This window comes from Mesorhizobium sp. M4B.F.Ca.ET.089.01.1.1 (assembly GCF_004022605.1).
GTDB lineage: Bacteria > Pseudomonadota > Alphaproteobacteria > Rhizobiales > Rhizobiaceae > Mesorhizobium > Mesorhizobium abyssinicae.
The window spans coordinates 1-13,078 of sequence record NZ_RZOS01000138.1 but is presented as its reverse complement, the minus strand read 5'-3'; the positions used below and the strand labels follow the sequence as shown (position 1 = coordinate 13,078).

Annotated in this window: 11 protein-coding genes and 1 pseudogene; 10 read left to right on the top strand and 2 right to left on the bottom strand. The window is 63.8% G+C overall.

What is annotated here, in order from left to right; all coding sequences use genetic code 11:
- Positions 1-1,113, top strand: a 1,113-nt coding sequence (locus EN780_RS15400; protein ID WP_133372619.1) for a porin, incomplete at its 5' end; no start/stop codon positions are given.
- A 665-nt stretch (positions 1,114-1,778) separates the two neighbouring features.
- Here EN780_RS15400 and EN780_RS15395 read toward each other — a convergent pair.
- Positions 1,779-3,458, bottom strand: a complete 1,680-nt coding sequence (locus EN780_RS15395) for a sulfotransferase (RefSeq protein ID WP_128274591.1) — start codon at positions 3,456-3,458, stop codon at positions 1,779-1,781.
- A 165-nt stretch (positions 3,459-3,623) separates the two neighbouring features.
- Here EN780_RS15395 and EN780_RS15390 point away from each other — a divergent pair, with 165 nt between their 5' ends.
- From EN780_RS15390 to EN780_RS15370, 5 genes and pseudogenes are all read left to right on the top strand, one after another.
- Positions 3,624-4,736: a pyridoxal phosphate-dependent aminotransferase gene (locus EN780_RS15390; protein ID WP_128274589.1), complete on the top strand. Its 1,113-nt coding sequence runs from the start codon at positions 3,624-3,626 to the stop codon at positions 4,734-4,736.
- A 96-nt stretch (positions 4,737-4,832) separates the two neighbouring features.
- Positions 4,833-5,117 (top strand): acylphosphatase, encoded by a 285-nt coding sequence (locus EN780_RS15385; RefSeq protein ID WP_127283025.1) that lies wholly within the window; start codon positions 4,833-4,835, stop codon positions 5,115-5,117.
- A 119-nt stretch (positions 5,118-5,236) separates the two neighbouring features.
- Positions 5,237-5,701 (top strand): annotated as a pseudogene (locus EN780_RS15380) (HlyD family efflux transporter periplasmic adaptor subunit); the annotation flags it as partial.
- A 130-nt stretch (positions 5,702-5,831) separates the two neighbouring features.
- Positions 5,832-6,479: a TetR/AcrR family transcriptional regulator gene (locus EN780_RS15375; protein ID WP_127283024.1), complete on the top strand. Its 648-nt coding sequence runs from the start codon at positions 5,832-5,834 to the stop codon at positions 6,477-6,479.
- A gap of 52 nt (positions 6,480-6,531) precedes the next feature.
- A complete protein-coding gene (locus tag EN780_RS15370; RefSeq protein WP_128274587.1) occupies positions 6,532-7,695 on the top strand; it encodes an isovaleryl-CoA dehydrogenase in 1,164 nt (387 codons plus the stop codon).
- A 17-nt stretch (positions 7,696-7,712) separates the two neighbouring features.
- Here EN780_RS15370 and EN780_RS15365 read toward each other — a convergent pair whose 3' ends face one another.
- A complete protein-coding gene (locus tag EN780_RS15365) occupies positions 7,713-8,105 on the bottom strand; it encodes a hypothetical protein (RefSeq protein WP_127283022.1) in 393 nt (130 codons plus the stop codon).
- A 245-nt stretch (positions 8,106-8,350) separates the two neighbouring features.
- Between EN780_RS15365 and EN780_RS15360 the strand changes: the two genes are divergently transcribed.
- The 4 genes from EN780_RS15360 to EN780_RS15345 all read left to right on the top strand — a co-directional run bounded on the left by EN780_RS15360 (position 8,351) and on the right by EN780_RS15345 (position 12,999).
- Positions 8,351-9,958: a carboxyl transferase domain-containing protein gene (locus tag EN780_RS15360; RefSeq protein WP_128274585.1), complete on the top strand. Its 1,608-nt coding sequence runs from the start codon at positions 8,351-8,353 to the stop codon at positions 9,956-9,958.
- Between the two features lies 1 nt (position 9,959).
- Entirely contained in the window at positions 9,960-10,490 is a 531-nt protein-coding gene (locus EN780_RS15355) for an O-acetyl-ADP-ribose deacetylase (protein WP_128274583.1), read from the top strand.
- Positions 10,491-10,610: 120 nt separating this feature from the next.
- The gene (locus tag EN780_RS15350; RefSeq protein ID WP_128274581.1) at positions 10,611-10,988 is read left to right on the top strand and encodes a hypothetical protein; all 378 of its coding nucleotides are present in this window, start codon (positions 10,611-10,613) and stop codon (positions 10,986-10,988) included.
- A gap of 49 nt (positions 10,989-11,037) precedes the next feature.
- A complete protein-coding gene (locus EN780_RS15345) occupies positions 11,038-12,999 on the top strand; it encodes an acetyl/propionyl/methylcrotonyl-CoA carboxylase subunit alpha (protein WP_128274579.1) in 1,962 nt (653 codons plus the stop codon).
- The last annotated feature ends 79 nt before the right edge of the window (positions 13,000-13,078 follow it).

Below are 13,078 nucleotides of genomic sequence, written 5' to 3'. Positions count from 1 at the left end.
GCGCGCGCCGCCGACGCCGTTGTCGTCGCCGAGCCGGAACCGGCTGAATACGTCAAGATCTGCGACGTGTACGGCTCGGGCTACTTCTACATCCCCGGCACCGAAACCTGCCTGCGCATCGGCGGCTATGTCCGCTACGACATCGGCATGGGCGACGTCGGCGCGTTCACCGGCGCGGAGTCGGTCGACCACGAAGATGGTGACGTGCAGGATACCTGGTACAAGAATGCCCGCTTCACGCTGAAGACCTGGACCGGCCAGGAAACCGAGCTCGGCACCTTGAAGACCTACACCGAGACCCGCTTCAACTTCGGCAACAACAATCGGCACGCCACCCTTGATGATCCGGCCACCACGACCATCGATGAAACCGATACCAATCCCGCCGGCGGCAAGGGCGTTTCGCTCAACTTCGCCTGGATCCAGCTCGGTGGCCTGCGCGTCGGTAAGGACGAATCGGCCTTCAATACGTTCATCGGCTACGCCGGCAACGTCATCAACGATACGCTGGTTCCGTACGGCAATTTCGACACCAACGTCATCCAGTACTACTTCGACGCTGGCAACGGCTTCTCCGCCGTCCTCTCGCTCGAAGAAGGCTCGGGCGTCGTCGGCACGATCGACAGCTACGTTCCGCATGTCGTCGGCGGTCTGAAGTACACGCAGGGCTGGGGCGCCATCGCCGGCGTCGTCGCCTATGACAGCAACTACGAGGAAGTGGCCGGCAAGGTCCGCTTGGACGTCAACGCCACCGACGCGATCTCGCTGTGGGTCATGGGCGGCTACGGCACCGACGACAATCTCTCGGATCCGACCTGGGCAATCCCGGCCGGCGGCCGCGGCTTCTTCAAGCAGTGGAGCGGCAACTGGGCAGTCTGGGGCGGCGGTACCTACAAGTTCAACGAGAAGACCTCGTTCAACGCCCAGCTCTCCTATGACGAAGGCAAGAACTTCGGCGTTGCGGCGAATATCGCCTACGACGTCGTTCCCGGCTTCACCGTCACGGCCGAGGTCGACTACATCAACGTTGGCGAGGATACCGTCTCCGATTGGACCGATGCCCGGCAAGAAGACGCCATCGGCGGTATGCTCCGCTTCCAGCGCTCGTTCTAATCAGCAGCGTCTGACCGAAATCGAACCCGGCGGGCAACCGCCGGGTTTTTTCGTCTTCGGGCGACAGCGCGCCAGACTCTTTCTGGAACCGCGCCCCGTCCCGTCGCGCAGCTTGCACCGGCCAATCCGGCACGCTGGCAAGAAGGCCCTTTTTCTTAACGAGCCTCTGCCATGCGCCTGCGCCCTCCCCTTACGTTGGCGGTCTCCTCCGCTTCCAGCGCTCGTTCTAACAGGCACTGCCTGACTGAAATTAGAACCCGGCGGGCAACCGCCGGGTTTTTTGAATTAGGAGATCCGACTATCAAGGTCGTGCTATCCGCGAGGAGCGAAGCGCGCGCGGAATCCGAGGGTGGCCTCTAAGTGCCACCGCGGAACTGGGTTCGCGGCGCCAGAGGACAGCGCCCGCGCCTCTTGCCGGCCATGTTCCCCGCAAGGCCCCGCAAGGTAGATTGGATGTCGCGAAGTGCCTTTGCCAGTCTTCGGCTTCGAAGAAGGCGTGCCGAGGCAGACGGCTACCGATCTCGCCCTTGCCGGGTGAGGTGGTTGGCAGGCCAGAGAGGGTGAAACTCGACGGCGGGGCACCAGGTTTCTGGACCGCGGCGCCCGCTTCGCATTCGCTCCGCTCCAGGAGGTCATGGTGGCTGCGCGTTGACCGCGAATGTTTCTTAAAGTTCAGCCAGATCTCCCAAGGCTTCAATCAATGGCTGGATTCTGCATTCATAGTTCTTCCAGTGCTTGACTGACGACTTGTAGATCGGCTGGCGAACTTGCCAGCGACTGATTGTCCTGACCGAGCCCGCCTTGTCGAAAAAGCGAAGGCAGGCATCATTCCAAGGCAGGCCAAGATGGTCTATAAGACGGCGCGATTGCCTCTCCTGATCCGAAATGAGATCTTCATAGCCGTTCTCAAAAATTCGCCCGGGCAGAACCGTGTTCCAATGGCGCATAAGGCGATCATACTCGCGGTAGTACAGACCCAGGGTTTCCAGATCGCAACTGAAATTATGGCCTTCCTGAAGGTTTGAAAAGAAGCAAGAAAGACAATTGTCGATTGCGTCACGCCTGCAGTGAATAATCCGAGCATTTGGAAACAGAATCGCAATCAGCCCGACCAGCTCGAAATTGTGGGGCAGCTTGTCGACAATGTACGGAGCGTTTGCCGAATAATGACGCAGGTAGGACAGATATTCTTCTGCCAGCGCTTGAGATTGCGGGATCGTCATCGACCTTACCCACTCGCCGAAAGACTCCCCCGCCCTGAGACTTAAGCCGATAGAGGCCGCCATTCGCCCCAGTTTCGTGAGCTCTCCGGCCCCGTGAACTTCCGGGTGGCTCGAGCAGATTTGCTCAGTCAGAGTTGTACCCGAGCGCGGCATACCCAAGATGAAGACGGGCACCTCGGACGGATTTCCATAAGCTGCTTTGTCTGCCAACAGCTGCGCATCGAACACGCCGATGAGCGAATCAACCCGCTTGCGATAGAAATCAATGTCGAACTCACGGGCCTTGAGCGCCTTGCCCTTCAAGAAATGATCCATCGCCTGGTCATAACGCCCCAGGTCGTTCAGAATCTTCCCCGCCGCCAGGTGAAGCAGACTCGACTCACCCGAGGAAATCGCGCTGTCGCCGAGCTCGTTCAGGATTTGGCCGAGTTCGGGAGTCTCGGCAGAAAATTTTCGAGTGTTTGCAAAGGCAATGTAGCCTGCAGACACATTCACGCGCCCGGCAATGGCTTCGTTCAAATAGGTTGTTGCCTCGTCCATCCGTCCGAGGCCTATGAGTGCACTCGCAAGGCCCAAACCGGCGAGCGGATGATTGCGATCGATCTTCAGCGCTTTTTCATAGAGAGGCAAAGCCATTTCAGCCTTGTCAAACCTGCCGTATGCCTCGCCCAGCCGGCAAAGCGCCTCAACCAGATCCGGTTTCAGTTCACAGGCGCGCTGCAAGTGCTGAATCGCCAAGGGGTGATCATTAACTTTCAGATAGGCTTCTCCAAGACTAAGCCGATAATAAGGGTTCCTCGGTTCCCGTGCCGCTGCACGCGCCAAAAACTTGATGGCCAACTCATCATCGACGCCAAGCCCCAAAGTGCCGAGTATGTACAAGGCAAGCGGATGTTCGGGCGTTCTTGCCAGAACACGGTGACACAGCTCCTCGGCCTCCGGCAGCCGCTCAGCCTTTTGCAGTTCGAGCGCCTGCCGCAGCAGCAGGTCGTCGGCCTGCGCACGCGACGGCGTTGACTGCAACGGCCTTGCCTGCAGCGGCTTTGGCTGGGGCTGTTTGGCCGGTGGCGTGGACAGGCCCTTGAGATGCTTGGACCAGGCGGGAGGCAGCCGATTGTTCATCTTGCCTCGCTAGCAAAATCGACCCGGGAAATCCAGCATTAGAGAAGGAACGCGCGAGTCCCCACATCCACAAGCTAGCGCCCCTCCATTTCCCCTGGCGGCAACTTGCGCAGCCTACCTGTCCACGCTAGCAAGAAGGCCCTTTTTCTCGACGAGCCTCTTGCCATGCGCCTGCGCCCTCCCCTTACGCCGCTTATCGCCGCGCTCCCCTCGACGGTGCCGTTTGTCGGCCCGGAAGCGCAGGAGCGTGACCGCGGCCGTCCGTTCCGCGCCCGTATCGGCGCCAACGAGAGCAGCTTCGGGCCCTCGCCCCGCGTCATTGCCCGCATGGAAAGCGTCGCGCGCGACCAGTGGATGTATTGCGACCCCGACAATTTCGACCTCAAGCAGGCGGCCGCGGCCCATCTAGGCGTCGGCGCCGAGAATGTGGTTATCGGCGAAGGCATAGACGGGCTGCTCAGCCTGGTGGCGCGCATGTATGTGGCGCCTGGCGACGCGGTGGTGACCTCGCTCGGCGCCTATCCGACCTTCAACTTCCACGTCGCCGGCGTTGGCGGAAGGCTGGTCGCGGTGCCCTACGAGAACGATCGGGAAAGCCTGGATGGCCTGCTCGCGGCGGCGGTCCGCGAAAAAGCGCCGCTGGTCTATCTCTCCAATCCCGACAATCCGATGGGTAGCTGGTGGGAGGCCGCCGAAATCATCCGCTTCATCGAGACGTTGCCGGAAACCACCATGCTGGTGCTGGACGAGGCCTATGGCGAGCTCGGGCCGGCCTCGGCGCTGCCGCCGATCGACGTGTCCCGGCCCAACGTCGTCCGCATGCGCACCTTCTCCAAGGCCTATGGGCTGGCCGGCATACGCTGTGGCTACGCGGTCGCCGAGCCGCAGGTGATCCGTGATTTCGAGAAGATCCGCAACCATTACGGCGTCAGCCGCATGGCGCAGATCGCCGGCCTCGAGGCGCTGGCCGACCAAGATTATCTGGAAAGCGTGGTGACGCGCGTCGCCGCCGGCCGCCGGCGCATCGCCGCAATCGCGGAGGCGAACGGGCTGAAGCCGCTGCCTTCAGCCACCAACTTCGTCACCATCGACTGCGGCAGCGACGGCGCCTTCGCCCTGAAGGTGCTGCAGGGCCTCCTGTCGCGCGACGTGTTCATCCGCAAGCCGATGGCGCCCGGGCTAGACCGCTGCATAAGGGTCAGCGTTGGCCTCGACCACGAGCTCGACATCTTCGCCGAAGAATTGCCGGGCGCGCTCGCGGCCGCCCGGGGTAACTAGCAGCAGCCGCTCGGCGGCTCGACCGCGTCGATACCGGGTTGCCTTTGGCCGGCCACATGCCCAGATTCTGCAAGGCGAAGGCGGAAGGTTGATAGGATGCAGGGCAGGCAGCGCGCCGTGCGGGCACGCATTTCCGGCAAGGTGCAGGGCGTCAGCTATCGTGTCTGGACGCGCGGCGAGGCGATGCGTCTCGGCCTGACGGGCTGGGTGCGCAACGAACGCGACGGCTCGGTGACGGCGCTGATCGCCGGCGCCGATGGCGCGGTCACGGCCATGATCGAGCGGCTTTGGCAAGGGCCGCGCGGGGCCTCGGTCGCGAAGGTCGAGATCGCGGAAAGCGCCGGCGACGACGCGCCAGGCGACTTCCGAATCGTCACCTGACCGAATGCTGCAGCAAGCTCGGCAGCGGCCTCGAACCCAGGCTCGACATCCTCACGAGGACTGCCCAACAATGCGGCGCACGACATATGTGTGTATGTTCTGATTTGTTTCCTTTAGCGCTGAAGCAGATCGACATCCGCGCGCCGCAGTCGGGGCGCGTGCACCAATTGGCGGTACACACGATCGGCGGGGTCATCGCGCCCGGCGAGGCGATCATGCAGATCGTGCCGACCGCCGACGCCCTAGTGGTCGAGGCGCGCGTCGCTCCGCAGGACATCGACCAGGTCCGCGTCGGGCAGCCGGCCGCGCTTCGCCTGTCGGCGTTCAGCCAGCAGACCACGCCGGAGGTCGAGGGCCAGGTGGACCGGATTTCGCCCGACCTCATCGAAGACCAGAAGGCTGGCGTTGCCTATTACGCCGTGCGTATCGCGCTGACACAGAGCAGTCTGAAACAAACCGGACAGCTCGAGCTGAAACCCGGCATGCCGGCCGAGGTTTTTCTGAGGACAGGCGAGCGCACGGTTCTCTCCTACCTGCTGAAGCCTTTGACCGACCAGGCGAGCCGCGCCTTCAGCGGCGACTGAGGCTCCGGTCCGATCGACGTCGCCACTGTTGCGGTCGATCCTGCCTTTTACCGCACTGTTCGAGGCGCCCATTCCTCCCTTGAATTAATTGAACGTTCGTTTTATTATCCGAACGAAAGAGGAAGCGGGAATGGCGCGCACGACGGGTTCCGATGGCGAAAAGACCGAGGCTGCCGTTCGCGAAGCGGCGGTCGGCCTGATCGCGCGCCTCGGCTACGAGGCGATGTCGATGCGACTGCTGGCGGCGGAAGTCGGCGTGCAGGCCGCCGCGCTCTACCGCTACTTCCCGACCAAGGAAGACCTGCTGTTCACGCTGATGCGCGAGCACATGGAAGGACTGCTCAAGGCATGGGATGCGGCGCGCCCGGCTGGCGCCGATCCGGTCGCGCGGCTCGCCGCCTATGTCGAAAACCACATCGCCTTCCATATCGCGCGCCGCTCCGCCACGCATGTCTCGAACATGGAGCTGCGCAGCCTTTCGCATGACAGGCTGACGCTGATTCTGAAGCAGCGCACCGCCTACGAGAAGGAACTGCGTGCCATCCTGCGCGACGGCGCGGAGAATGGCGTCTTTGCGATCGACGACATCGGGCTCACCGCCATGGCGCTGATCCAGATGATGACCGGCGTCATTGTCTGGTTCCGGCCGGGCGAGCGGCTGTCGATCGGCGAAGTCACCACGTCATATCTTTCGATGACAATGCGCCTGGTCGGCGCGACAATCAGCCAAGGCACCGCGCGTCCCTCCGGGCGCGCCAGGGACGTCGTGGCGCTCTGAGTTTCACGCATGATCCCCCGCGAGGATCGGGGCATGCGCAGGGAGGAACGGCATGTACACGAACACGCTGAGCTTCGGGCTCGATCCGGACATCGAGGCGCTGCGCGACCTTGTGCGGCGCTTCGCGCAGGACAAGATTGCGCCGATCGCGGCCGAGATCGACCGTGCCAACGAATTTCCAGCGCATCTGTGGGTGGAGCTCGGTGCGCTCGGCCTGCTCGGCATCACCGCCGATCCGGATTTCGGCGGCACTGGCATGGGCTATCTCGCCCATGTCGTGGCGGTGGAGGAGATTTCGCGCGCCTCGGCCTCGGTCGGCTTGTCCTATGGGGCGCATTCCAATCTCTGCGTCAACCAGATCAACCGCTGGGCAACGCCTGATCAGAAGGAGAAATACCTCCCTGCCCTCTGCTCGGGCGAGAAGGTCGGCGCGCTGGCGATGTCGGAATCGGGTGCCGGATCGGACGTGGTGTCGCTCCGGCTGCGCGCCGAAAAGCGCAACGATCGCTATGTGCTCAACGGCTCCAAGATGTGGATCACCAACGGGCCCGACGCAGAGACGCTGGTGGTATATGCCAAGACCGATCCGGATCGCCATTCGCGCGGCATCACCGCCTTCATCATCGAAAAGGATTTCGCCGGTTTCTCGGTGGCGCAGAAGCTCGACAAGATCGGCATGCGCGGCTCCAACACCGGCGAGTTGGTGTTCGAGAATGTCGAGGTGCCGTTCGAGAACGTGCTGCATGAGGAAGGACGCGGCGTCGAGGTTCTGATGTCGGGCCTCGACTACGAGCGCGCGGTGCTGGCCGGCGGGCCGATCGGGCTGATGGCGGCCTGCCTCGACGTGGCGGTGCCTTATGTGCACGAACGCAAGCAGTTCGGTCAGCCGATCGGCACCTTCCAGCTGGTGCAGGGCAAGCTCGCCGACATGTACGCGACGATGAACGCCGCGCGCGCCTATGTCTATGCGGTGGCCGCGGCCTGCGACCGCGGCGAGACCACGCGCAAGGACGCCGCCGGCTGCGTTTTGTTCGCCGCCGAGAAGGCAACGCAGATGGCCCTCGATGCGATCCAGCTGCTCGGCGGCAATGGCTACATCAACGACTATCCGACCGGCAGGCTCCTGCGCGACGCCAAGCTCTACGAGATCGGCGCCGGCACCAGCGAAATCCGCCGCTGGCTGATCGGGCGCGAGATCATGGCGGAGGGGGTGTGATGGTCCCCTCCGCCATCTCAGCCGAAGGCCTTGGGCAGGTCGTCGGTCGGCTTGGCGACGATCTGATGCGCATCGCACCACAGAATCTCGCGCTGGCGCGCCGACGTTATCGACCGCACCGGCAAGCCGCCCTCCTCGATCAGCCAGGCGCAATAACGCGCGCGGCTGATCGCCTCCCTGGCGTCCGGATGAAACCAGCAGACGCCCCAGATCGAATTCCGGCGTTTGAAATGCCGGCCAACCCTGCCAGGAATGGGCAAATGCCGATTGAACCAGCCGAACTGATCCTTCAGTTCGTCATGGATCCAGTCCGGGCAGCCGTTCCGGTACAGATACCAGGACGCATGGAAAAAGCCGGTCTCCACCCGGCTCTTCGGATGGATCAGCGGCGTTACAAACCGCAAATACATTGTGACACCCACAGCGCTTGCGGGCGCCGTGTTCCTCTTGCTCAAATTCGGGACGTGGAAAGCCGCCCTTCGGCGGCGTCAGGCCATGGCCGAAGGGAGACATCTGGTGAAACGCATATCCATGCCTTTCATCGTCGCCTCCTGAGGGTGTCACTACTAAGAAGGATGCCATGCTTGGCGCGCGGCATCCGGGCGCGGGCTGTTACACTGGTTCCGTCGCGGCATCAAGAGGTGTGAGGAACAACGTGGCCACATTGCAATCCCAGATCTCCCCCGTCTCCGACACCTTCCGCGCCAATGCCGAGCGCATGCGGGCGCTGGTCGCCGACATTTCCGAGAAGGCTGCAAGCATCGAGCGCGGCGGCTCGGACGAGGCGCGCGAGCGCCATCTCGGGCGCGGCAAGCTGTTGCCGCGCCAGCGCCTGGCGCAGTTGCTCGACATCGGCTCGCCCTTCCTCGAGATCGGCCAGTTCGCGGCATGGTCGATGTATGGCGAGGACATTCCGGCCGCCGGTCTCATCGCCGGCATCGGCCGCGTCGAGGGCACGGAGGTGATGGTCGTCGTCAACGACGCCACGGTGAAGGGTGGCACCTACTATCCGCTGACGGTGAAGAAGCACCTGCGCGCGCAGGAGATCGCGCTGCAGAACAACCTGCCTTGCGTTTATCTGGTCGATAGCGGCGGCGCCAATCTGCCCAACCAGGACGAGGTGTTTCCCGACCGCGAGCATTTCGGCCGCATCTTCTACAACCAGGCCAACATGTCGGCGGCAGGCATCCCGCAGATCGCCTGCGTCATGGGCTCCTGCACTGCGGGCGGCGCCTATGTGCCGGCAATGTCGGACGAGACGATCATGGTGCGCAACCAGGCGACCATCTTCCTCGGCGGCCCGCCGCTGGTGAAGGCGGCGACAGGCGAGGATGTCAGCGCCGAGGAGCTCGGCGGCGCCGATGTCCACACAAGGCTTTCCGGCGTCGCCGACCACTACGCAATGGACGACGAACACGCGCTGGCCATTTGCCGGCGCATTGTGAAGAACCTCAATCGGAACAAGGCGGTAAGCCTGAACTTACAGAAACCGATTCCGCCGCTTCACGATCCGCATGAGCTCTACGGCATCGTGCCGACGGACCTGCGCCAGCCCTATGACGTGCGCGAGGTGATCGCGCGCACCGTCGACGGCTCGGAGTTCGACGAGTTCAAGCAGAATTATGGCACCACCTTGGTTACCGGCTTTGCCCATCTGCACGGCATGCCGGTCGGTATCATCGCCAACAATGGCGTGTTGTTTTCGGAGAGCGCGCTGAAGGGCGCGCATTTCATCGAGCTCTGCTGCCAGCGCGGCATTCCGCTGGTCTTCCTGCAGAACATCACCGGCTTCATGGTCGGCAGGAAATACGAGGCCGGCGGCATCGCCAAGGACGGCGCCAAGCTGGTGATGGCGGTCGCCACCGCCAGGGTGCCGAAGGTAACGATGATCATCGGAGGTTCGTTCGGCGCCGGCAATTACGGCATGTGCGGGCGGGCCTACTCACCGCGTTTCCTGTGGATGTGGCCGAATGCGCGCATCTCGGTGATGGGCGGCGAGCAGGCGGCGACGGTGCTTGCCATGGTCAAGCGCGAGGGTATCGAGCGCAAGGGCGGCGAGTGGAGCGCCGAAGAGGAAGCGAAATTCCGGAAGCCCATCCTGATGAAATACGAGCATGAGGGTCATCCGCTCTATTCCTCGGCGAGGCTGTGGGACGACGGCATCATCGACCCGGCGAGGACGCGCGAGGTCCTGGCGCTCAGCCTGTCGGCCGCGCTCAATGCCGACATCGAGGAGACGCGCTTCGGCGTGTTCAGGATGTGAGATGAGCGCTTCCGGCGACAGGATCCGCATCCATACCGGCGACATCACCAGGCTGGCGGTCGACGCCATCGTCAACGCCGCCAATTCGTCGCTGCTCGGCGGCGGCGGTGTCGACGGTGCCATCCATCGCGCGGCCGGGCCCGAACTCCTGGCCGAATGCCGCACGCTCAACGGCTGCAAGACCGGCGATGCAAAGCTGACCAAGGGCTACCGGCTGCCGGCTCGCTACGTCATCCACACTGTCGGGCCGGTCTGGCAGGGCGGTGGCAAGGGTGAGGCCGAGCTGCTCGCCTCCTGCTACCGGCGCTCGCTGGAGATCGCCAGCGCCCATGATTGCCGCACGCTTGCCTTTCCGGCGATCTCAACCGGCATCTACGGCTACCCGAAGGACAAGGCGACGGGGATTGCTGTCGGCAGCGTGAGCGATTTCCTCAGCCGGAACGCGATACCGGAAACCGTCATCTTCTGTTGCTTCGACGAGCAAACAGCGGAACTATACCGAGAGGCCGTTGCTGCGGTCGGTGGAGTCTGAACTTCATGGACCAATCATATAATTTTCGAACTCAAATAGGATTTTTCGATACCGGGCTGGTCGCCCCGGAGAATACACGCTACTGCTCACCGCGCAATTTGCAGTGGGCATGGGGTGAAAATGAAACTGAACTATTTTCGGCGTATAGCTGCTTCGATACTTGCGGGATTGCTTATATTCGCCTTGCCCGGCGCGGGCGCGGCGGAGTCGCTTGCCGGCAAGGTGGGCGACAAGCGGTTCTCTCCGTATTTACCTGGGAATCCGAAGGACGAGTGCACCAAAACCTACCACGACTATGTGGCGGCCGGCGGCCATTCGGCCTATGCAACGACCTTCTATTCGCGCGTCGTCGACCTCTACATCATCTGCGGCTCGGGGCTGAACGCGCCGTCGCAAAAGGCCGCGGAAGAGCGGGCGCTACGATCCTGCCAGGCGGGCCTGAAGAAGTGGAAAGTCAGGACCGCGAGCGGCGGCTGCGAAATCGCGGCGTCGAAATAGGCCGACGCTCGCCCGACTGGCGCCGACCGAGGCAAAACCGGGAGGCTCCATGTTCGGCAAGATCCTGATCGCCAATCGCGGCGAGATCGCCTGCCGCGTCATCCGCACGGCACGAAGGTTGGGCGTGCGCACCGTCGCCGTCTATTCCGATGCGGATGCGAGGGCCTGGCATGTCGAGATGGCCGACGAGGCAGTCCACATCGGCCCCTCGCCTGTCGGAGAAAGCTATTTGCGCGGCGACAGAATAGTCGCGGCGGCGCTTGCCACCGGCGCGGAGGCGATCCATCCGGGCTACGGCTTCCTGTCGGAGAACCCGGATTTCGTCGACCAGGTGACGGCGGCAGGGCTGGTCTTCATCGGCCCGTCGGCGGCCTCGATCCGCGCCATGGGATTGAAGGACGCGGCCAAGCGCCTGATGGAGACGGCGGGCGTTCCTGTGGTGCCCGGCTATCACGGCGAGGCGCAGGAGATCGTGCTCCTCGCCTCCAAGGCGCGCGAGATCGGCTATCCGGTGCTGATCAAGGCGCGCGCCGGCGGCGGCGGCAAGGGCATGCGGCGCGTCGACCACCCGGACGATTTCTCCGAGGCGCTGTCCGGCGCCCGGCGCGAGGCCAAAGCGGCCTTCGGCGACGATCGCGTGCTGGTGGAAAAATATGTCGACAAGCCGCGCCATATCGAAGTGCAGGTGTTCGGCGACAATTTCGGCAATGCCGTGCATCTTTTCGAGCGCGACTGCTCGGCGCAGCGCCGCCACCAGAAGGTGATCGAGGAAGCGCCCGCTCCCGGCATGACGCCGGCGCTGCGCAAGGCGATGACCGAGGCCGCGGTGAAGGCTGCCAAAGCCATCAGCTATTCAGGCGCCGGCACGATCGAGTTCATCGTCGACGCCTCTCAGGGGCTGAAGGCCGACCGCTTCTGGTTCATGGAGATGAACACCCGCCTGCAGGTCGAGCACCCCGTCACCGAAATGGTCACCGGCATCGATCTGGTCGAATGGCAGCTACGGGTCGCGTCCGGCGAGAAGCTGCCGAGCGCGCAAGCCGAGATTCAGCTTGCCGGCCACGCCTTCGAGGCGCGTATCTATGCCGAGGACGCTACCAGGGGATTCCTGCCGGCGACGGGCACGCTGCATCATCTGAAATTCCCGGATGCGGCGCCGGCGCATGCCGCCATGCGCATCGAGACGGGCGTGCGCGCCGGCGATGCGATCTCGCCCTTCTACGATCCGATGATCGCCAAGCTGGTGGTGCACGGCAAGGACCGGGCCGCCGCGCTTGCGGCGCTGCGCAAGGCGCTGGCTGAGACGGAAGTGGCCGGCTCGACGGTCAACACCGCCTTTCTCGCCGCGCTCGCCGCCGATGCCGATTTCGCGGCCGGCGACGTCGACACCGGGCTGATCGGCCGGCATCAGGACGAACTGGTGGCGATCGCCCCGCCGAATGGCGAGATCATTGCCGCCGCGGCGCTCGCGGCATCGGGCGCCGGCGCGCAAGAGCCGACCAGCGACCCCTGGTCGGCGCTTGCCGGCTATGCGCATTTCCACACGGTGGAGCGACGCACCAGGCTGCGCTACGGCGAAGAAGCCATACTGGCGCGCATCTCGATGCGGCCGGACGGCCGCTTCCAGGTGGCGCTGGAAGCGCCGTACGAAGAGGTCAATTCCCACGACCTCAGGACCACGCCTCGCCTCGCCCGCTGGCCGGGCCACGTCACCGTGTTCGAAGGTGCGGCCGGCTACAATTTCGCGGTTCCCGACCCGCTGGCGAAGGCCGACGAAGCCGCCGCGGCATCCGGGAGCCTGCGCGCGCCGATGCCCGGCCTGGTCAAGCTGGTGCGCGCGGGGTCGGGCGATGCCGTCGTCAAGGGCCAGCCGCTGCTGATCCTCGAGGCGATGAAGATGGAGCATACGATCGCCGCCCCGCATGACGGGGTGGTCGCCGAAATCGTGGCAGAAGGCGCGCAGGTCAGCGACGGCACCGTGCTGGTGCGCTTCGAGGAACCGCAGACCTGACTGTCCAAAATGAAAATGGCCGGAGCAGATCCGGCCATTTCCGACTGTCAGGCAGCGACGATCAAGGCTGGATCGGCGC